The sequence below is a fragment of the Flagellimonas aequoris genome (genome assembly GCF_003584165.1).
In the GTDB taxonomy this organism is placed as follows: Bacteria; Bacteroidota; Bacteroidia; order Flavobacteriales; family Flavobacteriaceae; genus Flagellimonas; species Flagellimonas aequoris.
The window spans coordinates 76004-95355 of record NZ_QXFJ01000009.1; the positions used below are offsets into that span (position 1 = coordinate 76004).

The following is a 19352-nucleotide window of genomic DNA, read 5'->3' on the forward strand; positions in this document are numbered from 1 at the left end:
TAAGCCTTTTTTATTTCTTGATCGCTTGGAAACAATCCAGAACATTTCTCTCTTCAAAGACATTCCAAATCAAACGATTATCACCATCGGAACCTTCGATGGAGTACATCTCGGTCACCGAAAGATATTGGAACGCCTCATAAATAATGCCAAAGCCACAAACCTGAAATCCACGGTACTCACTTTTTTCCCCCATCCCCGAATGGTGCTACAAAAAGATGTGGACATCAAGTTGCTGAACACTCTGGAAGAGAAGCAACAGATTATGGAAACCTTGGGACTTGATTATTTGATCATCCACCCCTTTACCAAAGAATTTTCCAGGCTTTCCGCCACAGAATTTGTGGAGAATATTTTGGTAGATGGCCTAAAGGCCAAAAAAATCATCATCGGGTACGATCACCGATTTGGCCGCAACAGAAATGCCAACATTCAAGATTTGATCACCTTTGGTAGCACCCTTGGTTTTGAAGTGGAAGAAATTCCCGCCCAAGAAATCGACGATGTTTCGGTGAGTTCCACTAAAATTCGGAATGCGCTTTTGGAAGGTGATATCGAAACGGCCAACAGCTACCTAAGCTATGCTTACATGCTTACTGGAACCATTGGGAAAGGCAAGGGATTGGGAAAGGAATTTGGTTTCCCCACCGCCAACCTTCACATTGCCGAGGAATACAAACTCATCCCAAAAACTGGAGTGTATGTGGTAAAAAGCACCTTGGATGGCAAAGAATATTTCGGCATGATGAACATTGGTTTTAATCCCACGGTTGATGGCACCACCAAAAGCATCGAGGTCCACTTTTTTGATTTCCATGGAGACCTGTATGACAAGAAAATCCAAGTCAACATCCTGCATCGCATAAGGGACGAGCACAAGTTCAATTCCGTGGAAGAACTGAAACAACAACTACAAAAAGACAGAGCGCGATCCCTGGAACTGATTTCACGGAAATAAACCAATACATTTCAATACCAAACAAAAAAGACAATCTATTTTGATGCCCGATGGATTATTGTTGGGCACTTCTTCAGATTGAATTAAATTTGCCGCACAAAACAAGGCCATGCTTCAACTACAGACCATTAGGGAAAATAAGGAAAGTATCATCACCGCTTTAAAAAAGCGTAACATCGATGCAGCACCCATGATTGCTGCCGTAATTGAATTGGATGAAAAAAGACGTTCCATACAAACGGAACTGGATGGCATTCTTGCGGAATCCAACAAACTTTCCAAGGAAATTGGCCAGCTTTTTAAATCGGGCAAGGCACAAGAAGCCAATGCTTTAAAAGACAAAACCGCTGGATTGAAGGAAACCTCCAAACAGTTGGGTGACGACCTTAATGCTACCGCGGCTGCGCTTCAGGAACAACTGTACCTGATACCCAATGTTCCGCACACCTCTGTTCCAGCAGGAAATTCAGATGCCGACAATGAAGAAGTATTTCGTGAAGGAGACATCCCGACCTTGTTCGAAGGTGCCATGCCTCACTGGGAATTGGCCAAAAAATATGACATCATCGATTTTGAACTGGGGGTAAAGATCACCGGTGCAGGATTTCCTGTGTACAAAGGAAAAGGTGCCCGTTTGCAGCGCGCCTTGATCTCTTATTTCTTGGATAAGAACACGGCCGCCGGCTACACCGAAATGCAAGTGCCCCATATGGTGAACGAAGCATCAGGATATGGTACCGGACAGTTGCCGGACAAGGAAGGCCAAATGTACCACGTTCAGGCTGACGATCTATACTTGATCCCTACTGCCGAAGTACCCGTGACCAACTTGCACAGGGACGATATTTTGGCGGAAAATGATTTCCCCATAAAATATACCGGTTACACCCCTTGCTTCAGAAGAGAGGCCGGAAGTTATGGCGCCCATGTACGTGGATTGAACCGCTTGCATCAATTCGACAAAGTGGAGATCGTGCGTTTGGAACATCCCAACAATTCGTACCAAGCTTTGGACGAAATGGTAGAACATGTGAAAAACATTCTTCGCGAGTTGAAGTTGCCCTATCGAATCTTAAGACTTTGCGGTGGCGACCTTGGTTTTACCTCTGCCCTCACCTACGATTTTGAGGTGTTTTCCACCGCCCAAGACCGTTGGTTGGAAATCAGTTCCGTTTCCAATTTTGAGACCTTCCAAGCCAACCGCTTAAAGTTGCGCTACAAGGACGAGAATGGCAAAAGTCAATTGGCCCATACCTTGAACGGTAGTTCTTTGGCGTTACCAAGGGTTTTGGCTGGAATCTTGGAAAACTACCAGACCGAAAACGGAATCAAAATTCCGGATGTTCTGGTTCCTTATTGCAGATTCGAGCTCATCGACTAGGGTTTTCAGCCATTATTTGGATTCACTTAACAGAATCCCGGGTATTTCTGCGTTATATTTGAAATAAAACACGCTATTGCGCTATTTTTTATTTCTGATATCGTTCCTCCTATTCCAATTTTTGGCCTTGGCCCAAGAAGATTTTTTGGCCAAACAGTACTTCAATGACGGGGATTACGAAAAAGCCGTGGTCTTTTATGAAAAATTGGTCGAGACCAATCCCAGGCGTACCGATTATGCCGAAGGCCTGATTGCTTGCTATCAACAATTGGAACGCTATTCGGATGCAGAGAATTTTCTGTTGGACAAGCTAAAGGACAATTATGCCTTCCCTACTTTCTTTATTGAATTGGGTTATAACTACACCCTTCAAGACCAAGCGGACAGGGCAACCGAATATTATGACAAGGCCATTCAAAAAATTGATGAAAATCCCAATTATGGATATAGTGTTGGGTATCGATTCCAAAAGTATGCCCTACTCGATTACGCCATACAGGCCTACACCAGGGCCATGGAACTCAAGCCCGATCTCAATTACGACTTTCAATTGGCTCGCATTTATGGGGAACAAGGCGATATCGAGAAAATGTACCAATCCTATCTCAATCTTATCTGGGAAGGAAAGACCTCACGCTCCAATGTGCTCAGGAACATCGATGATTTTATTTCGGAAGACCCTGCCAACGAAAACAATGTTTTGTTGCGAAAGGTATTACTCAAAAATGCCCAAAAGAGTCCCGATGTGCTCTGGAACGAGCTTTTGAGTTGGTTGTTTGTCCAGCAAAAACAGTATAGCAGTGCCTTCAGTCAAGAAAAGGCCATCTTCAAGCGTGCGGAAGGCAGCAATATGGATCGTTTGGAAAATTTAGGGGACATTGCCCTGGAGGATAACGACCTTGAAAACGCTTCGTCCATTTTTCAGTTCATAGTGGAAAATACCGAGGAACCTAGGATCAAACTGAATGCCCAACTCCGTTTAATCGATATAGAATTGAAGAATCCGACCGCCAAAACCCTCGATTCCGTAGAAAAGCAATTTGAACAATTGGTAGCCGAGTATGGGAACAAAAGTCTCACCCTACAATTGCAGATTGCCTATGCCAATTTCTTGACTTTTAAGCGAGAACGACCCGAACCGGCCATTGCCATGCTCAAGGAGAGTCTGGAACTGCCCATGGGCCGTGTGGCCGTTGCCTATGTAAAACTGGCTCTGGGTGATATTTTGGTATACGACCAACGCTTCAACGAGGCCTTAATCCTATTCACTCAAGTACAAAAGAGCCTTAAAAATGACGTATTGGGGCAGGATGCGCGTTTTAAAGTGGCGCAGACCAGTTTTTACAAAGGTGATTTTGATTGGGCCCTTACCCAATTGAAAGTACTGAGGGGTTCCACATCCCAACTCATTGCCAATGATGCCATGCAATTGAGTCTTTTGATCTCGGACAATTCTTTGGAGGATTCCACCCAGACCGCCTTGAAGAAATATGCAAGGGCCGACCTGTTGGCCTATCAAAACAAAAACAAAGAAGCCATTGAGGTATTGGAGGACATTCTTCAAAACCACAAAGGCGAAAAAATTGAGGACGAAGCCCTTTTAAAACAAGCGGAACTTTTGGAAAAGCAAAAGGATTACGAGGCGGCCGAGTTCAACTACAAAAAGATCGTGGAGTTCTATTCGGATGGAATTTTGGCCGATGATGCCCATTTTGCACTCGGAGAGTTGTACCGAAACATTTTGAACGAACCCGAAAAGGCAAAAAGCCATTACGAAAAGATCATCTACAACTATCAGGACAGTTATTATTTTCCGCAGGCCCGAATCAATTTTAGGAAGCTTCGCGGCGATGCCATAAATTGATCTCGCTGTCATTCCCGCTGGTGCCTGAGCATAATCGAAGTAAAAGCAGGAATCCCATCATAAAGATTTCTCAATCGTGCCTATCACTTTCGGCGCTCATTTCGAAATGACGCCAGAAACTATTGAATTCCCAAAAAATAGACTACTTTTCACCTCTTCGAAATCAAAAGAAACACATGCTCATTTACAACGTAACCATCAATATCGATGCGGATGTCCATGACGATTGGCTTGTTTGGATGCGGGACAAACACATCCCGGACATGCTGGACACGGGCAAGTTTTCCCATGCCAAAATGGTGAAAGTATTGGTAGAGGAAGATGGCGGGGGAGTCACCTACTCCATCCAATATACCACCCAGGATCGAAAAACCTTGGAGGCCTACTACCGTGAAGATGCCGACCGTTTGCGTGGTGATGCCCAAAAATTGTTCCCCAATAAATTTGTGGCCTTTAGGACGGAACTAGAAGTGATCAGCCAACAAATACCCTAGCCTTTGGAGTATCTTTTCACCTACGGCACCCTTCAGGATCTTCAGGTACAGGAATATATCTTTGGCCGTACCTTGATCGGCGTTCCCGCTGCGCTACTGGGTTTCAAAAAAATGGAAAACGCGGTTTACGGTCGTTATCCACTGGTCCTTCAAACCAAAAACTTGGAAGATAAGGTCGATGGAACCGTATATGAAGTTTCCGAAGCTGACCTTAAAAAAGCGGACATCTACGAAACCAGTGCCTACAAACGGGAAAAATTCCTCTTGGAATCCGGCACCATGGCATGGGTATATATCGAAAATTCCAAGTAACTTGCAAAAAAACCTCCGGTGTCCAAGAAAAACAAGAAAAAGTCTGCTTATAGCGGACATAAAAACCAACCAATAGGACAAGAGGAAGGTGCAGTACGGGCCAAAAAGCATTTGGGCCAGCACTTTCTGAAAGATGAGAACATTGCAAAAAAAATTGCCGACACGCTTTCTTTGGAAGGGTACAATAATGTTTTGGAAATCGGACCTGGGATGGGCGTCCTCACCAAATACCTGTTGCAACGGGATTTGGACCTAGTGGCCATGGACCTCGATGAGGAATCCATTGTGTACCTGAACCACAGTTTTCCTTTGGAACATCAAGAGATATTGAAAAAGAACAATCGGTTGAACGTGGTGGAGGCCGATTTTCTAAAATTTGACCTCACCGAACTCTACGGGGAGGAAGAATTTGCCATCACGGGAAACTTTCCCTATAACATTTCCAGTCAAATTGTTTTCAAAATGTTGGAGATGCGCAGCCAGATTCCTGAGTTTTCGGGCATGTTCCAAAAAGAAGTGGCCCAACGCATTTGCGAAAAACCGGGGAGCAAAACCTATGGGATCCTATCCGTTTTGGTACAGGCCTTTTACGATGCCGAATACCTTTTTACCGTTCCTCCAAGTGTTTTTGACCCACCGCCCAAAGTGGATTCTGGAGTTTTACGGTTGAAAAGAAGGGAAAGCCAAAAACTACCATGTGACGAACGCCTTTTCTTCAAAGTGGTGAAAACCGCCTTCAACCAAAGAAGAAAGACCATCCGGAACAGCCTTAAAACCTTTAATCTTTCCGATAATCTCAAAGAAGATGCTATCTTTGACCAACGCCCAGAACAGCTCGGTGTAGCAGATTTTGTAACGTTGACCCAGAAGATAGCCAATGACCCCGTTTAAACTCACAGACGAGCTTTTAGAAGACATCAAGGCGCTGATAGCGGAGCAAAAGAACTCCGAACTGCAGACCATGATGTCCGAGTTCCACTATGCCGATATTGCCGAGATTGCGGACGAACTCGATGTGGAGGAGGCCACCTACCTGATCAAACTTCTGGATAGTGAAAAAACTTCCGACATCCTTGCAGAAATGCACGAGGATATCCGGGAAGCTGTATTGGGCAACCTTACAGCAAAGGAGATTGCAAGCGAGCTGGAAGAGTTGGACACGGATGACGCTGCGGATATCATCAACGAACTTCCAAAGGAAATCATTCAGGAGGTTATTTCCGAAATCGAGGATAGGGAGCATGCCAAACACATTGTAGACCTGTTGCGTTATGATGAGGACACCGCTGGTGGTCTTATGGCAAAGGAGCTTGTGAAAGTCAACGAGAACTGGAACGTGCTCACCTGTGTGAAGGAAATGCGCGCCCAGGCCGAAAATGTGACCAGGGTCCACTCCATCTATGTGGTGGATGATGAAGGTCGGCTGAAAGGCAGATTATCCCTAAAGGATCTTCTGACCACATCTACCAAGACCAATATCAAGGATGTGTATATCCCAAAAGTGGATTCGGTCAATGTTAATGAAAATGCCGAAGAGGTGGCCAAGATTATGTCCAAATACGACTTGGAGGCCATTCCCGTGGTTGATGAGATCGGGAGATTGGTTGGCCGTATCACCATTGATGATATTGTGGACGTAATCCGGGAAGAAGCCGACAAGGATTACCAATTGGCGGCAGGTATCTCTCGAGAGGTAGAAGCGGACGATAGTGTATGGGAACTTACAAGGGCACGTTTACCTTGGCTGCTTATAGGCATGTTCGGAGGTATTGGTGCGGCAAGCATCATCAACAGTTTTCAACCTTTGATGGGCGACTTTCCCATATTGCTCATTTTTGTACCCTTGGTACAGGCCACGGCCGGAAATGTGGGAGTGCAATCCTCGGCCATAATGGTACAAGGATTGGCGAATGACACTGTAAAGGGTGAAGTCGCATCACGATTGGTCAAAGAGTTTCTGATCGGACTCATCAACGGAGCTGCCATTGCTTCCATTGTATTGCTGATAAGTCATTTTATCTTTAACACACCTTACATGGTCTCCTTTACCATTGGCATGGCGATTATTTTGGTCATCATCATTGCTGCCATCATAGGAACATTTATCCCTGTCTTTTTGGACAAACGAGGCATTGACCCCGCCATTGCCACAGGGCCATTCATCACCACCAGCAACGATATTTTTGGCATTCTCATCTACTTCACCATCGCCAAATTGATTTTGGGAATATAAAAACCATCGTATAAAATGACTCCAAAAGAATTAGTGACCACATGGGTCGAGGTATTTAACCAAGCAGACGCCAAGGCCATTGCCGATTTCTATCATAACGATGCCATCAACCATCAGGTGGCCAATGATCCTGTAGTGGGGAAAGGGGCCATTTATGACATGTTCAAGAATGAGTTTGCCGCTGCCGATATGGTGTGCATTGTGGAGAACATTTTTGAGGACGGGGAATGGGCCATTTTGGAATGGAAAGATCCTTTGGGCCTGAGAGGCTGTGGCTTTTTTCATATCATTGATGGAAAAATCAAATTTCAACGGGGATATTGGGACAAATTGTCCTTTTTGAAAATGCACAACCTGCCCATTCCTAATGCATAAACCGCGCCTATGAAATCCATCAACCTGAAACAAAAACATGCCGAGTTTACCAAGCAATGGCACCCACACCAAATTGCGATCGTGGACGATATGCAGGTACTCCTGGCCAAATTACAGGGCGAATTTGTTTGGCATGCCCACGAGCATGAGGATGAGCTGTTCCAAGTCATCAAAGGCACCCTGTACATGCAGTTTCGGGACCGCACAGAAGTGGTGAAGGAGGGAGAGATCATTGTAGTACCCAAAGGCATGGAACATAACCCCATGACCAAGGATGGTGAAGAAGTACATGTGCTCCTTTTTGAAAAGCTCAGCACTGCACATACGGGCATTGTGCAGCATGAAAAAACGCAGACCCATTATCCAAAAATCTAGGAATTGTATATTTGACGCATGAAAGTTCTCCACCTCGACACCAACCACCCCTTGTTGATAGAGCAATTTGCGGAATTGGGATTTGAAAACCACGAAGACTATACTTCCACCAAGGAAGAAGTGGAAAAGAAAATACACGAATACGATGGCATCGTCATCCGAAGTAGGTTCACCATAGACCAACAGTTTTTGGACGAGGCCACCAACCTGAAATTTATCGGAAGGGTCGGTGCAGGACTCGAAAATATTGATACTAGGTATGCCAAGCAGAAGGACATTTATTTGGTTTCTGCCCCAGAAGGCAACCGAAATGCCGTTGGTGAACATACGTTGGGTATGCTCTTATCTGTCATGAACAAGATGTGCAAGGCCAACCGTGAAGTAAAAAAGGGCAAATGGGACCGTGAAGGTAACCGCGGAGTGGAACTCGATGGCCGTACCGTAGGCATCATCGGTTATGGTAACATGGGCAAGGCCTTTGCCAAAAAACTAAAGGGTTTTGATGTGGAAGTCATCTGCTACGATATTGTAGGAGGTGTTGGCGATGAAAATGCACGGCAGGTAGGCATTATGGAGTTCCAACAAAAATCGGATGTGGTGAGTTTGCACGTTCCCCAAACCGAATTGACCCAAGGAATGGTGAACACGGAATTCATCAATGGGTTCCACAAGCCTTTTTGGTTGTTGAACACGGCCCGTGGCAAATGCGTGGTCACCCAAGATTTGGTAGAGGCACTTAAATCCGAAAAAATATTGGGCGCAGGACTTGATGTATTGGAGTACGAGAAAAAGTCCTTCGAGAACATGTTCGTTCAAAAACCCAAGGCCTTCAAGTATCTGCGAAAGGCCAAAAATGTATTGTTGACCCCCCATGTAGCGGGTTGGACCGTGGAAAGTCACGAGAAACTGGCACAGACCATCGTGGACAAGGTGAAGGCAAGATTTTGCTAATTTTAAAGGGTGAAAAAGACCATTCTTGTTTTTTCTGCCCTCATCATCGCCTTATTGATTCTTTTCAGGCTAAGCCGTTATTCCTATTTGTCCAATGACATTTCCGTTGAACTTACCATTGGTTCCATTGCGGTGATTTTCTTCTTTGTCGGCATTTACATCAACAAAAGAACACTTCACAAAGAGAAGCTTCCCCATACCCAAATCGACCATAAAAAAATTGAACAACTCGGCATCAGCAAACGGGAATATGAAGTCTTGGTGCATATTTCCAAAGGATTGTCGAACAAGGAAATTGCCGATACCCTTTTTGTATCGGAAAGCACCATCAAGACCCACGTGTCCAACCTTCTGGTGAAATTGGATGCACAGCGGCGCACCCAGGCCATTAAAAAGGCAAAAGAGCTTCGAATTTTGGCGATATAACCCATCGCTCACACAAATTTGGTACTTTAGTATGAGCCTGTAGCAAGCTTATCCTTCTACTTTTGGATCAACCATTTAAGCAAGACCATGAAAAAAACAATCTTAAGATATGGTGCCTATGGAGCCCTTACCATTTGTGTGCTGTCCATTGCCAGTTGGTATGGCCTGAGTACCTTGTCGCTTCCCGTACAGGAAATTTTGGGATATGTGACCATTATCCTTTCCCTATGTTTTGTATACTTTGGGATTCGACATTTTAGGGACAAGGAAAACGGTGGGGCAGTCAGTTTTAAACAGGCGTTGACCATGGGGCTCTTGATCAGTTTGATCACCGCCCTCATTTTTGGATTGTTGGATGTGTTCTATACCGAAGTGCTCAATCCAGGGTTTATGGACTACTATTATGCCGAGATTGCCGAAAACATGAAAGGCACCCTTCCACCGGAAGAACTACGTATCCGACTGGCGGAATTGGAAGAACAGAAGGCCTAGTTCTCGAATCCTTTCCTGTCCTTTGCCTTTATGGCCTCTACAGTGTTCGTTATCGGGTTGATCATCACGTTGGTCTCTTCCTTAATACTCCAACGAAAATCAGAATCATGACCATAGATGCCAAAACTCCGGAAGAATATATCAGTAAAGTGCCCGAAGATCGTAAGGAGGTCACCTCAAAATTGCGCGAAACCGTAAAAACCAATCTACCCGAAGGCTTTGAGGAATGTATCACCTATGGGATGATCGGTTACGTGGTGCCCCATTCCCTTTATCCGAATGGGTACCACTGTGACCCAAAACAACCTCTTCCCTTTACCTGCATTGCCTCGCAAAAGAACTTTGTGGCCCTATACCATTCGGGGATTTATGCGGACAAAGAACTCCACGATTGGTTTGTAAGCGAATATCCAAACTATGTCGCCACTAAATTGGATATGGGCAAGAGTTGCATCCGTTTCAAGAATATGAAAACCATTCCTTACCCACTTATCGGGGAGCTGTGCAGAAAAATGTCTCCCCAGGATTGGATCAACATATATGAACAAAACATTAAAAAATCATGAAAAACAGAGTAACAGGATTAGGCGGAATTTTCTTTAAGACCAAGGACCCGGACCATATCAAAACATGGTACAAAAACCATTTGGGCCTCAATACGGATAATTACGGATGTTCCTTTTGGTGGAAGGACAAGGATGGCAACGATGCCATGACCCAGTGGAGCCCCTTTAGCAGTGACACCAAATATTTTGAACCCAGTGAGAAGCCCTTTATGATCAATTTTAGGGTCGAAAACCTAGTGGAACTTATGGAGGAATTGAAGAAAGAGGGGGTAACCATAGTAGGTGAGATTGCTGAATACGATTATGGCAAATTCGGTTACATTATGGATCCAGATGGCAACAAACTGGAACTATGGGAGCCTGTTGATAAAGCCTTTCTTTAGATATTGATTTATTTGCTACATTTAAAACTCATTAACCAACACATTTAAAAGCATGTCTGAAGAAAACAAAGACTTTGGTGACAAAGCCGAAGAGGCCGCGAAAGAGTTTAAGGAAGATGTAAAACAAGCCTTTGACCCAAAAAATCCAGAAAGTGGAAAAACTGTAGCTATAGTTGCCCACCTTACCTTAATCGGTTGGATCATTGCCATTATTATGAATAGCAGTAATAAATCTGAGCTTGGCTCCTTTTACATAAGACAAGTTTTAGGCATTATGCTACTAGGTTTTGTATTGGGAATTATTCCTGTAATCAATTTAATTGCTTGGATTTTCCCTTTCATTCTTTGGATCGTTAGTCTTGTGGGCGCCATCAATGGAAACCAAAAACCGGTGTTCCTCTTAGGGGAGCATTTCCAAAACTGGTTCAAAAGTCTTTAAAAACAACAAAAGCCAGTTAATTTCCTTTCTGGCTTTTTTATTTCAATATATCATCGTAATATTGCAATATTAAAATGAATTGAAAATGGGATTGACCAAAACCTATATGTTCACCACCAAGCAGAATGACCTTGCCAAAATCGCAAAAGTTTTGGCCCACCCTGCCCGAGTGGCCATCCTGGAATACATCAGTAAGCAAGATGCCTGCATCTGTACCGATTTGGTAGATATCATTGGCCTATCCCAGCCCACCATTTCCCAGCATCTGAACGAGATTAAAAAAATTGGACTGCTCAAGGGAACCTTTGAGGGCAAAAACCTCTGTTATTGTATCGACCAGGAACGATGGGAGGAACTTCAACAAACCTTCCACCTGTTCTTTTCCAATATTAACCGTAATTGTTGTTAACCATGAAAACATCTGAATTTTTATCCCTTTTAAAACAACATCAAAACAAAAGCCTGCTTTTTGAATATGCTCCTAATCAACTCGTTGGGGCCAATTACCACATCACAGAAGTGAAAAACATTACCATAGACTCTGTGGATTGTGGGGCCGGGACCGATTTTTGGAAGGAGACCATTGTACAACTGTGGGAAAGTCCAAAAGAAAAAGAGAAAACCGAATTCATGTCCACCTACAAGGCATTGGGCATCCTGAACAAAGTGGATAAGATCAAACCTATGGACAAGGACACGGAAATCAAATTTGAATACAGCAATGACCATTTTCACACTGCCCAGCTTTTTGTAAACGATTTTGATTTGGATGAAACCTCGTTGATCATGAAGCTCTCCGTAGAAAAAACCGACTGTAAGGCCAAGGAAACCTGTGGGGTTGTCCCAACGGTGGCCGAGATAGAAAAAGAAGCCTGTTGCACACCTGGATCCGGTTGTTGTTAATCCTATCATCATGACCATTCGAAACATGCGGCCTTCCGATTGGGAACAAGTGTCCCAAATCTATGCCGAAGGAATAGCCACTGGATTTGCCACATTTGAAACCCAGATTCCCAGTTATGAACATTGGGATAAATCACATACCGACCACTGCCGATTGGTTGCCGAGGAGAACGAGACCATTTTGGGATGGGCCGCCCTATCCCCTGTCTCAAGTAGATGTGTTTATGGCGGGGTTGGGGAAGTAAGTGTCTACATCGCGGCCCAAAGTCGCGGCAAAGGAGTTGGCAAAATGCTTTTGCAACGCTTGATAACCGAAAGTGAACAGGCAGGATACTGGACTTTGCAATCCGGTATTTTTCCCGAAAATAAAGCAAGCGTACAGCTACATGAGCAAGTGGGTTTTCGCTATATTGGCAAGCGTGAACGGGTAGGCAAACTTCATGGTGAATGGAAGGACAACCTTTTATTTGAAAAGCGGAGCAATATCATCGGAACAAATTGAACATCAATCAAAAAAACTATGAAAAACATATTGGTACTTTGTACCGGAAACTCTTGTAGAAGCCAAATGGCCCATGGCTATCTGAACCATTTTCAGAATAAATTGGCCAACATTTACAGCGCGGGAATCGAGACCCATGGTCTAAACCCCATGGCCGTTGAAATCATGAAAGAGGACAACGTGGACCTCTCTCACCACACCTCCAATCATGTGGACGAATACCAGGGAATTGAATGGGATTTCATTATCACCGTGTGTGATCACGCCAGGGAACATTGCCCTTTCATCCCATCCAAAAATGCCATCAGGGTGCATCAAAATTTTCCAGACCCATCAAAAGTAAAGGGAACAGATAAAGAAATTGTGGAGGCATTTCGGAAAACAAGGGACCAAATCAAGGAATTCTGCCATGATTTCGTGAAAGAGGAGCTGATGGACTGAAGAATTATTTAACTACATGCCATAATCCATAGGTAACATATCCCCTATTCTAAAATTGGCCATATAACCACCGAATACCAATCCTTTATAAGGGGTGTAGTTGCCATATATATCAATTGAATAGATGGAATCCAACTCGGCGATTTTCAATGTGGATCTATAATTACCCTTGTTTTTAAAGTAAATGACAAATTGTTTGTCAAGAAATCGGACTTTTTTGAGGTCTTTAGAAACATCTTCTTCAACATTGTTAAACATGTCTTTGATAGAAGCTTCTTTAAAATTTCTTTTCAATGAAAAATTTTGACTCTCAACATCTCCGTGCCAGCAAGAACGCATAAAATGAACCGTAGAACCCAGATAGGCCTTTTCACGTCGTTCCAAAATTTTTGGATCCCCTTCCGAGACATCAAAAAATTGGGTCGAACCATCAATCAAGGTATGAAATATATTATCTATCCTTCTGAGTGATTTTTCCCTGAAAGAAACCTTGAATTCCTCAATATCAAAATAAATAACATAACCCATAAACCCATTCCGCACTTTTATGGGAGCTTCACAATAAGCTTCCAATGTGTTATTGTAAGAATTAAAATAGAGTTTGATTTGGTCTTCATTCAAAATTTCACAGGAACGACCAGCCCTTGTGTCCCCCAAAAATTCCAATTTAAACACTTTCATTTTCTCTTTACGTGTAAAGGGGTCTGATGTCAACACCACCTCACTTAAATTTTGAATATCTTCAGTTAGGCCCAACTGTAAAGTGGAATCAGTTGATGGGTCAATAACTTTTCTTGTCACATAACCAATATGCCTCACAACAAGTATCGCATTGTTTTCATAGGGCAATCCCAACTTAAAGTTTCCTTCTTCGTCGGTTATGGTGCCAATAGAACTTGCATTAAAATAAACCGATGCTCCAACAATGGGTTCCTTGGTATTGGAATCAAATACCTTTCCCTGAATTTCCTGTGCCATGGACACAGCACCTATCAGGAAAAAAATTAAAGCCATAAGTCTTTTTAGACTTAACATGATTTTGGTTATTGACTGAGTTTTTGTTCCAGTTCGGCCTGGAACTCTTCCATGACCGGTTTTACCGTGCTTTCCGGTAAATCGGCAATGCGGATGTACATAAGCCCATCCACAGAATTGTTGAACAAGGGATCCACATTGAACGCGACCACCTTGGCGTTCTGTTTGATATACTTTTTGATCAATACGGGCAAGCGTAAACTCCCGGGTTCCACCTCGCTAATGAGCTTGTCAAATTTATTCAGGTCCGCTTGGGTCTCATCAAAGATGAACTCCTTATCGGCATCGTTGAGTTTTACCTTGAATTCTTTTTTAGGTCGAATGTATTGGGCCACATAAGGATCCCAATAGTTGGATTTCATGAACTCTATCATCAAGGACTTGGAGAAATTCGAGAATTGGTTGCTGATGCTCACGCCCCCGATCAAATATTTATGTTCAGGATGCCTTAACGTAGTATGCACGATGCCCTTCCAAAGCAAGAACAAAGGCATGGGTTTTTGTTGGTATTCCTTTACGATATAGGCCCTTCCCATTTCGATGGATTTTTCCATCATACCATAAAGTTCAGGTTCGAACCGGAAAAGATCTTGGAGATAAAACCCATCGATCCCGTACTTTTTGAAGATTTCGGAGCCCAATCCCATTCGATATGCCCCAACAATGGTCTTCTCATCATCGTCCCAAAGAAAAAGGTGATGATAATAGGAATCAAAACTATCCAGGTCTATAGCATTGTTCGTCCCCTCCCCCACTTCACGGAAGGTGATCTCGCGCTGTCTTCCAATCTCGTTAAGGCAAAAAGGCATGTCTTTCTGTTTGGCCAAGAACACCTCATAGTTCTTGCTCTGCAATACGCGACAGTCTTTTTCACGCAATTGCTTTATTTCTCCCTCCAATACCTTTGTACTGATGGGTGTAGCAATTTTTTTGGGTGGTTTGGGTATCTTCAACGAGGTAGGCACCTTATCGATCAAGCGTTCCTTCTCAAAAACATTGGCCAAGAGATACGTTTTCTTGCGCAGCAGTTCAGTGAAGGATTCCAAAGTCTCCTCTTCCTGTTGGGCACTCACCGAAATGGGCTGCCCAATCCTCACCTTGATGGGACGCATGCTTTGAGAGGTCAGTTCCGAAGGCAATTTGGCCGTTCGGAACACATCGTTCATTTTGGATAAGGTATAGAAAAGTCGACTGTTACGGGCGTGAAAATAAATGGGTACAACCGGCACTTCGGCTTTGCGGATCAATTTGATGGCTGCCTCTTCCCATGGCCTGTCCACTACCAATTTTCCATCTCGATACGTAGAAACTTCCCCGGCAGGGAATATGCCCAATGGATGACCGTCCTGCAAGTGTTTTAGGGCATTCTTGAAACCTGTTATGCTGCTCTTGGCATCCTTATGGCTTTCAAAAGGGTTCACCGGCATAATAAAAGGCTTCAGGGGTTCGATCCTATGCAACAAAAAATTGGCAATGATCTTATAATCCGGACGCTCGTTCAACAAAAGTTTCAAAAGCAGAACCCCATCGATACCGCCCAGTGGATGGTTACTGATGGTAATGTACGGACCCGTTTTGGGGAGCCTTTTGATATCTTCTTCCGGAATCTCAAAATCGATTTCATAATGGTCCAGGATGGCGTCCAAAAATTCGGGCCCTGGAAGGTCTTTGTTCTTGTTATAGAACCTGTTTATGGTGGTAATTCTAGTGGCCACCATCAAAAGCCAGCCCACAAAAGTGCCCAAAAAGCCATACTTGTCCAGATGAATCACTTTTGCAACCTCCTTTGCAGTAACCAAGCCCATGTAGTTTCTTCTTTAGCTAGGCGTAAAGATAGAAAATTACAATTACTGGCCCCGTTGCATCAAGAATAAGGATAAAGCGTTATTGCACAACCAATTGCACGGTTTCCTTTCCGCGTTGCTCCACCAGAACAGACTTTCCGTTTTGAAGGGATTTCACCGCTTGCTCATCAAAATGGCGTATGGTGTACAGGGAAACATCTTCATGGCAGACCACTTTGAATTTCTTTTTCAATTCTTCCAATAAGGGCTGAAGTCCCTTGAACTTGTTATCCAAACAAACGGAAAAACTAATGGCCGAATTTTGGATAAGATCCACCTTCAACCTATGGTCATGAAACAGTTTGAAGATTTCGCTGATGTTATCTTCCACAATGAATGAAAAATCCAAGGAGGAAAGTTTTAACAACACTTGGTTCTTTTTAACGATGAAACACGGTATTTTGGGCACAATCCCGATTCCTTTGCCCACGGTGGTCCCCATGTCCATAGGGTTCACAAAGGATTTTACGTGCAGGGGTATCTCTTTACGCTGTAAAGGCTGCAAGGTTTTGGGGTGGATTACCGAAGCACCATAAAAAGCCAACTCAATGGCTTCACGATAAGATATCTGTTCCAACAACTCTGCCTTTTCAAAATTTCGGGGATCGGCGTTCAGGACACCGGGCACATCTTTCCAAATGGCTACAGACTCGGCATTGAGGCAATAGGCCAAGATGGCCGCGGTATAATCCGAACCTTCCCTACCCAATGTGGTGGTAAAATTATTGTCGTCACTTCCCAAAAAGCCTTGGGTGATGTTCAGTTTGGACATATCTACCCTGGCCATGACCTCTTGTTGGGTACGTTCCCAATTGATTTGGGCATCACGGTAGGTATTATCGGTCTTGATCATGGTGCGCACATCCAACCAGGTATTGGAAACCCCAACTTCATTCAGATAGGCGCTCACAATGGTTGTGGACAGCAATTCTCCATAACAAACTACCTGATCGTATACAAAAGCATATTTTGGGGATTTGTTCCAGGCCAAAAACCCCTTCACTTCATCAAACAGCAATTTTATCTTGTCGTAAATGGGATGGTTCGGATTTTCGAACAGCCCGGATAGAATCCCATGGTGGTAATCCACCACCTCTTGAATGGAGGCATTGAGTTCATTTTTATCGTAAAAATAGGATTCCACGACCTTTTCCATCGCATTGGTGGTCTTGCCCATGGCCGATATCACGACCAAGGTGTCCATATACCCCACCTCCTTCAGCACACTCACCACATTCCTTACGGCATCGGCATCTTTAACGGATGCTCCCCCAAATTTAAAAACTCTCATTTTTTTATGCTTGTCTGTTGAAAAGCTCAATTCAGGCTTTCCATATAATTTTTGATTCCGTTTTCATCCAATTGTACTACATCCCAATCGCGTAGTACATTGGCCCCTTTTTTTTCATAAAATTCAATCGCAGGCTCATTCCAATCCAACACTTCCCAGCAGATTCTTTTTACTCCAAGTGAATGCCCGTAACGAACTACCTCATCCAACAGGGCCGTTCCCAGACCACTGCCTCGCATGTTTTCCGAGACGATCAAATCCTCCAGATGGATGGCAGGTCCTTTCCAAGTAGAATAACGTGGATACACCAAAGCTATCCCAGAAATACCTTCATCTGTTTCGGCCACGAAGCAATGGAACATCCTTTGCTCCCCGAAGCCATGCTTCACCAAATCGTCCTTGGTAACCTCAACGGCGTCGGGTTCTTTTTCAAAATCGGCTAATTGTTGGATCAAAGCCAAAACACGCTCCATGTCTTCGGGTCGAGCATCCCTGATTGCAAACTCCATAATTGTTACAAATAAAACTCAAAGTTATAAAATTCTAAAACTTATCTTTATCGAAAACGTTATAGTTTCACAAAATGCACGATATTTGTCCTTAAATAAAACAGCCTTCCATGTTTGACAAGCAGCACCGTACCCTAGGTGAATTTATTATTGCCAACCAAAACTCATTTCAATATACCTCCGGAGAGCTTTCAAGACTGCTGAACGGCATCCGTTTGGCTGCCAAAGTGGTCAACCACGAAGTGAACAAAGCAGGCTTGGTAGACATCATCGGTTCTGCCGGGGAGACCAATGTACAGGGTGAAAACCAACAAAAATTGGATGTGTTGGCCAATGAAAAGTTCATCCAAACCTTAAAAAATAGGGAAATTGTCTGTGGCATTGCTTCAGAGGAAGAAGATGACTTTATCAGTATCAACAGTTTTGACAAACAACACCAGAACAAATACATTGTGTTGATCGATCCTTTGGATGGCTCCTCTAATATTGATGTGAACGTTTCCGTTGGGACCATTTTTTCCATATACCGGAGGGTCACTCCCGTGGGAACACCTGTAACCCTTGAAGACTTTCTGCAACCGGGAAGAAACCAAATCGCAGCAGGCTACATCATTTATGGCACTTCCACCATGTTGGTCTATACCACAGGGGATGGCGTGAACGGTTTTACCTTGAACCCTGCCTTGGGTACCTTTTATCTATCCCATCCCAACATGCAGTTTCCGGAAACAGGTAAGATCTATTCCGTGAACGAAGGCAATTACATCCATTTTCCCCAAGGCGTGAAGGATTACATCAAATACTGCCAAATGGAAGAGGACGACCGACCCTACACTTCAAGATATATCGGATCCTTGGTATCAGACTTTCACCGTAACATGATCAAAGGGGGTATTTATATCTACCCAAAGAGCGATAAGGCACATAATGGAAAACTGCGCTTGCTCTATGAATGCAATCCCATGGCTTTTTTAGCGGAACAGGCCAACGGCAAGGCCAGTAACGGGTTCAACCCCATCATGGACATCCAACCCACGGAGCTACATGAACGGGTACCTTTTTTCTGCGGAAGTAAAAAAATGGTGGAAAAGGCAGAGGAGTTTATGGCCAGGGCCAAATCTTAGCTCTCTCTTTTTACCAATTCGAAATAATCCTCAAAAGGAATTTTTCCTGTAAAGATCTTGATGGATTTATCAATAATTTCAGTCGCCTTTTTAGGTGAAAAGCCTAAACCGATGGCATACCTTTCAACCATTTTGCGTTCTCCTTCATCAATATCGTGGTCGGAAAATATGATCTGAAAAAACTCGAACAGCCTTTTATATCTTTTCTCGCCACTGTGCGGTGTCTCAATAGGATATTTGTTATCCTTCTTCATGACCTCCTTGATCTCCTCTTCGGTAATGTTGAGTTTGAAGGCAAATTTTTCCAAGATTGCTTTTTCCTTGGGGTTGATCTCTCCATCAATGGCGGCCAAACTTGCCAAAGTGGCAAAATGGGCCAAGTTTTTCCTATGGTCTCCGTGCTCGTAAAGATCTAAAATTGGCATATTTCAAATTTTGTGGCACAAATATAAAT

25 protein-coding genes are annotated in these 19352 nt (G+C 43.7%); 20 read left to right on the forward strand and 5 right to left on the reverse strand.

Features of this window, described 5'->3' with window-relative positions:
* Positions 1-25 precede the first annotated feature (25 nt).
* The 19 genes from D2U88_RS03100 to D2U88_RS03190 all read left to right on the forward strand — a co-directional run bounded on the left by D2U88_RS03100 (position 26) and on the right by D2U88_RS03190 (position 13095).
* Positions 26-958: a bifunctional riboflavin kinase/FAD synthetase gene (locus D2U88_RS03100; protein WP_119638842.1), complete on the forward strand. Its 933-nt coding sequence runs from the start codon at positions 26-28 to the stop codon at positions 956-958.
* Between the two features lie 109 nt (positions 959-1067).
* Positions 1068-2339: a serine--tRNA ligase gene (gene serS, locus D2U88_RS03105; protein WP_119638843.1), complete on the forward strand. Its 1272-nt coding sequence runs from the start codon at positions 1068-1070 to the stop codon at positions 2337-2339.
* 76 nt (positions 2340-2415) lie between these two features.
* Complete coding sequence (locus tag D2U88_RS03110; RefSeq protein ID WP_119638844.1) at positions 2416-4203, forward strand: tetratricopeptide repeat protein; 1788 nt, start codon at positions 2416-2418, stop codon at positions 4201-4203.
* A gap of 176 nt (positions 4204-4379) precedes the next feature.
* A complete protein-coding gene (locus tag D2U88_RS03115) occupies positions 4380-4697 on the forward strand; it encodes a DUF4286 family protein (protein ID WP_119638845.1) in 318 nt (105 codons plus the stop codon).
* 3 nt (positions 4698-4700) lie between these two features.
* Complete coding sequence (locus D2U88_RS03120; protein ID WP_119638846.1) at positions 4701-5009, forward strand: gamma-glutamylcyclotransferase family protein; 309 nt, start codon at positions 4701-4703, stop codon at positions 5007-5009.
* 18 nt (positions 5010-5027) lie between these two features.
* Complete coding sequence (rsmA, locus tag D2U88_RS03125) at positions 5028-5900, forward strand: 16S rRNA (adenine(1518)-N(6)/adenine(1519)-N(6))-dimethyltransferase RsmA (RefSeq protein WP_119638847.1); 873 nt, start codon at positions 5028-5030, stop codon at positions 5898-5900.
* On the forward strand, positions 5887-7242 hold the full coding sequence (gene mgtE, locus D2U88_RS03130) for a magnesium transporter (protein ID WP_119638848.1): 1356 nt from the start codon (positions 5887-5889) through the stop codon (positions 7240-7242). The genes rsmA and mgtE overlap by 14 nt, the downstream gene beginning before the upstream one ends.
* Before the next feature lie 15 nt (positions 7243-7257).
* The gene (locus D2U88_RS03135; protein WP_119638849.1) at positions 7258-7617 is read left to right on the forward strand and encodes a nuclear transport factor 2 family protein; all 360 of its coding nucleotides are present in this window, start codon (positions 7258-7260) and stop codon (positions 7615-7617) included.
* Positions 7618-7626: 9 nt separating this feature from the next.
* Positions 7627-7992 carry a cupin domain-containing protein gene (locus tag D2U88_RS03140; protein ID WP_119638850.1) on the forward strand — a complete coding sequence of 122 codons (366 nt, stop codon included), beginning with the start codon at positions 7627-7629 and terminating at the stop codon, positions 7990-7992.
* 18 nt (positions 7993-8010) lie between these two features.
* Positions 8011-8943 carry a 2-hydroxyacid dehydrogenase gene (locus D2U88_RS03145; RefSeq protein ID WP_119638851.1) on the forward strand — a complete coding sequence of 311 codons (933 nt, stop codon included), beginning with the start codon at positions 8011-8013 and terminating at the stop codon, positions 8941-8943.
* Positions 8944-8952: 9 nt separating this feature from the next.
* Positions 8953-9369 carry a response regulator transcription factor gene (locus tag D2U88_RS19805; protein WP_119638852.1) on the forward strand — a complete coding sequence of 139 codons (417 nt, stop codon included), beginning with the start codon at positions 8953-8955 and terminating at the stop codon, positions 9367-9369.
* 87 nt (positions 9370-9456) lie between these two features.
* Complete coding sequence (locus tag D2U88_RS03155; RefSeq protein WP_119638853.1) at positions 9457-9861, forward strand: DUF4199 domain-containing protein; 405 nt, start codon at positions 9457-9459, stop codon at positions 9859-9861.
* Between the two features lie 107 nt (positions 9862-9968).
* Positions 9969-10427 (forward strand): DUF1801 domain-containing protein, encoded by a 459-nt coding sequence (locus D2U88_RS03160; RefSeq protein WP_119638854.1) that lies wholly within the window; start codon positions 9969-9971, stop codon positions 10425-10427.
* The gene (locus D2U88_RS03165) at positions 10424-10810 is read left to right on the forward strand and encodes a VOC family protein (protein WP_119638855.1); all 387 of its coding nucleotides are present in this window, start codon (positions 10424-10426) and stop codon (positions 10808-10810) included. The genes D2U88_RS03160 and D2U88_RS03165 overlap by 4 nt, the downstream gene beginning before the upstream one ends.
* Positions 10811-10862: 52 nt before the next feature.
* Positions 10863-11249: a YtxH domain-containing protein gene (locus tag D2U88_RS03170; RefSeq protein WP_119638856.1), complete on the forward strand. Its 387-nt coding sequence runs from the start codon at positions 10863-10865 to the stop codon at positions 11247-11249.
* Between the two features lie 85 nt (positions 11250-11334).
* Positions 11335-11658 carry an ArsR/SmtB family transcription factor gene (locus tag D2U88_RS03175; RefSeq protein WP_119638857.1) on the forward strand — a complete coding sequence of 108 codons (324 nt, stop codon included), beginning with the start codon at positions 11335-11337 and terminating at the stop codon, positions 11656-11658.
* A gap of 2 nt (positions 11659-11660) precedes the next feature.
* Positions 11661-12152 (forward strand): DUF6428 family protein, encoded by a 492-nt coding sequence (locus tag D2U88_RS03180; protein WP_119638858.1) that lies wholly within the window; start codon positions 11661-11663, stop codon positions 12150-12152.
* 10 nt (positions 12153-12162) lie between these two features.
* Positions 12163-12654 (forward strand): GNAT family N-acetyltransferase, encoded by a 492-nt coding sequence (locus D2U88_RS03185; RefSeq protein ID WP_119638859.1) that lies wholly within the window; start codon positions 12163-12165, stop codon positions 12652-12654.
* Between the two features lie 18 nt (positions 12655-12672).
* The gene (locus D2U88_RS03190; protein ID WP_119638860.1) at positions 12673-13095 is read left to right on the forward strand and encodes an arsenate reductase ArsC; all 423 of its coding nucleotides are present in this window, start codon (positions 12673-12675) and stop codon (positions 13093-13095) included.
* 12 nt (positions 13096-13107) lie between these two features.
* Here D2U88_RS03190 and D2U88_RS03195 read toward each other — a convergent pair whose 3' ends face one another.
* The 4 genes from D2U88_RS03195 to D2U88_RS03210 form a co-directional block, all read right to left on the reverse strand.
* Positions 13108-14109: a carboxypeptidase-like regulatory domain-containing protein gene (locus D2U88_RS03195; RefSeq protein ID WP_182859089.1), complete on the reverse strand. Its 1002-nt coding sequence runs from the start codon at positions 14107-14109 to the stop codon at positions 13108-13110.
* Between the two features lie 29 nt (positions 14110-14138).
* Positions 14139-15935, reverse strand: coding sequence for a GNAT family N-acyltransferase (locus D2U88_RS03200; RefSeq protein WP_119638862.1), 1797 nt, complete (start codon positions 15933-15935; stop codon positions 14139-14141).
* A gap of 79 nt (positions 15936-16014) precedes the next feature.
* Positions 16015-17265, reverse strand: a complete 1251-nt coding sequence (locus tag D2U88_RS03205; RefSeq protein ID WP_119638863.1) for an aspartate kinase — start codon at positions 17263-17265, stop codon at positions 16015-16017.
* A 26-nt stretch (positions 17266-17291) separates the two neighbouring features.
* Positions 17292-17774 carry a GNAT family N-acetyltransferase gene (locus tag D2U88_RS03210; protein WP_119638864.1) on the reverse strand — a complete coding sequence of 161 codons (483 nt, stop codon included), beginning with the start codon at positions 17772-17774 and terminating at the stop codon, positions 17292-17294.
* Positions 17775-17884: 110 nt separating this feature from the next.
* Here D2U88_RS03210 and fbp point away from each other — a divergent pair, with 110 nt between their 5' ends.
* Positions 17885-18898, forward strand: a complete 1014-nt coding sequence (fbp, locus tag D2U88_RS03215) for a class 1 fructose-bisphosphatase (protein WP_119638865.1) — start codon at positions 17885-17887, stop codon at positions 18896-18898.
* Here the strand turns inward: fbp and D2U88_RS03220 are convergent.
* Complete coding sequence (locus D2U88_RS03220) at positions 18895-19323, reverse strand: tellurite resistance TerB family protein (RefSeq protein WP_119638866.1); 429 nt, start codon at positions 19321-19323, stop codon at positions 18895-18897. The genes fbp and D2U88_RS03220 overlap by 4 nt on opposite strands.
* Between the last annotated feature and the right edge of the window lie 29 nt (positions 19324-19352).

Coding starts and splice junctions, on each gene's coding strand:
- D2U88_RS03115 (WP_119638845.1), top strand. CDS start 4,380: ATGCTCATTTACAACGTAACCATCAATATCGATGCGGATGTCCATGAC.
- D2U88_RS03200 (WP_119638862.1), bottom strand. CDS start 15,935: ATGGGCTTGGTTACTGCAAAGGAGGTTGCAAAAGTGATTCATCTGGAC.
- D2U88_RS03175 (WP_119638857.1), top strand. CDS start 11,335: ATGGGATTGACCAAAACCTATATGTTCACCACCAAGCAGAATGACCTT.
- D2U88_RS03180 (WP_119638858.1), top strand. CDS start 11,661: ATGAAAACATCTGAATTTTTATCCCTTTTAAAACAACATCAAAACAAA.
- serS (WP_119638843.1), top strand. CDS start 1,068: ATGCTTCAACTACAGACCATTAGGGAAAATAAGGAAAGTATCATCACC.
- D2U88_RS03210 (WP_119638864.1), bottom strand. CDS start 17,774: ATGGAGTTTGCAATCAGGGATGCTCGACCCGAAGACATGGAGCGTGTT.
- D2U88_RS03205 (WP_119638863.1), bottom strand. CDS start 17,265: ATGAGAGTTTTTAAATTTGGGGGAGCATCCGTTAAAGATGCCGATGCC.
- D2U88_RS03190 (WP_119638860.1), top strand. CDS start 12,673: ATGAAAAACATATTGGTACTTTGTACCGGAAACTCTTGTAGAAGCCAA.
- D2U88_RS03145 (WP_119638851.1), top strand. CDS start 8,011: ATGAAAGTTCTCCACCTCGACACCAACCACCCCTTGTTGATAGAGCAA.
- D2U88_RS03185 (WP_119638859.1), top strand. CDS start 12,163: ATGACCATTCGAAACATGCGGCCTTCCGATTGGGAACAAGTGTCCCAA.
- D2U88_RS03195 (WP_182859089.1), bottom strand. CDS start 14,109: ATGGCTTTAATTTTTTTCCTGATAGGTGCTGTGTCCATGGCACAGGAA.
- D2U88_RS03140 (WP_119638850.1), top strand. CDS start 7,627: ATGAAATCCATCAACCTGAAACAAAAACATGCCGAGTTTACCAAGCAA.
- D2U88_RS03170 (WP_119638856.1), top strand. CDS start 10,863: ATGTCTGAAGAAAACAAAGACTTTGGTGACAAAGCCGAAGAGGCCGCG.
- D2U88_RS03165 (WP_119638855.1), top strand. CDS start 10,424: ATGAAAAACAGAGTAACAGGATTAGGCGGAATTTTCTTTAAGACCAAG.
- D2U88_RS03220 (WP_119638866.1), bottom strand. CDS start 19,323: ATGCCAATTTTAGATCTTTACGAGCACGGAGACCATAGGAAAAACTTG.
- fbp (WP_119638865.1), top strand. CDS start 17,885: ATGTTTGACAAGCAGCACCGTACCCTAGGTGAATTTATTATTGCCAAC.
- D2U88_RS03160 (WP_119638854.1), top strand. CDS start 9,969: ATGACCATAGATGCCAAAACTCCGGAAGAATATATCAGTAAAGTGCCC.
- D2U88_RS03155 (WP_119638853.1), top strand. CDS start 9,457: ATGAAAAAAACAATCTTAAGATATGGTGCCTATGGAGCCCTTACCATT.
- mgtE (WP_119638848.1), top strand. CDS start 5,887: ATGACCCCGTTTAAACTCACAGACGAGCTTTTAGAAGACATCAAGGCG.
- D2U88_RS03135 (WP_119638849.1), top strand. CDS start 7,258: ATGACTCCAAAAGAATTAGTGACCACATGGGTCGAGGTATTTAACCAA.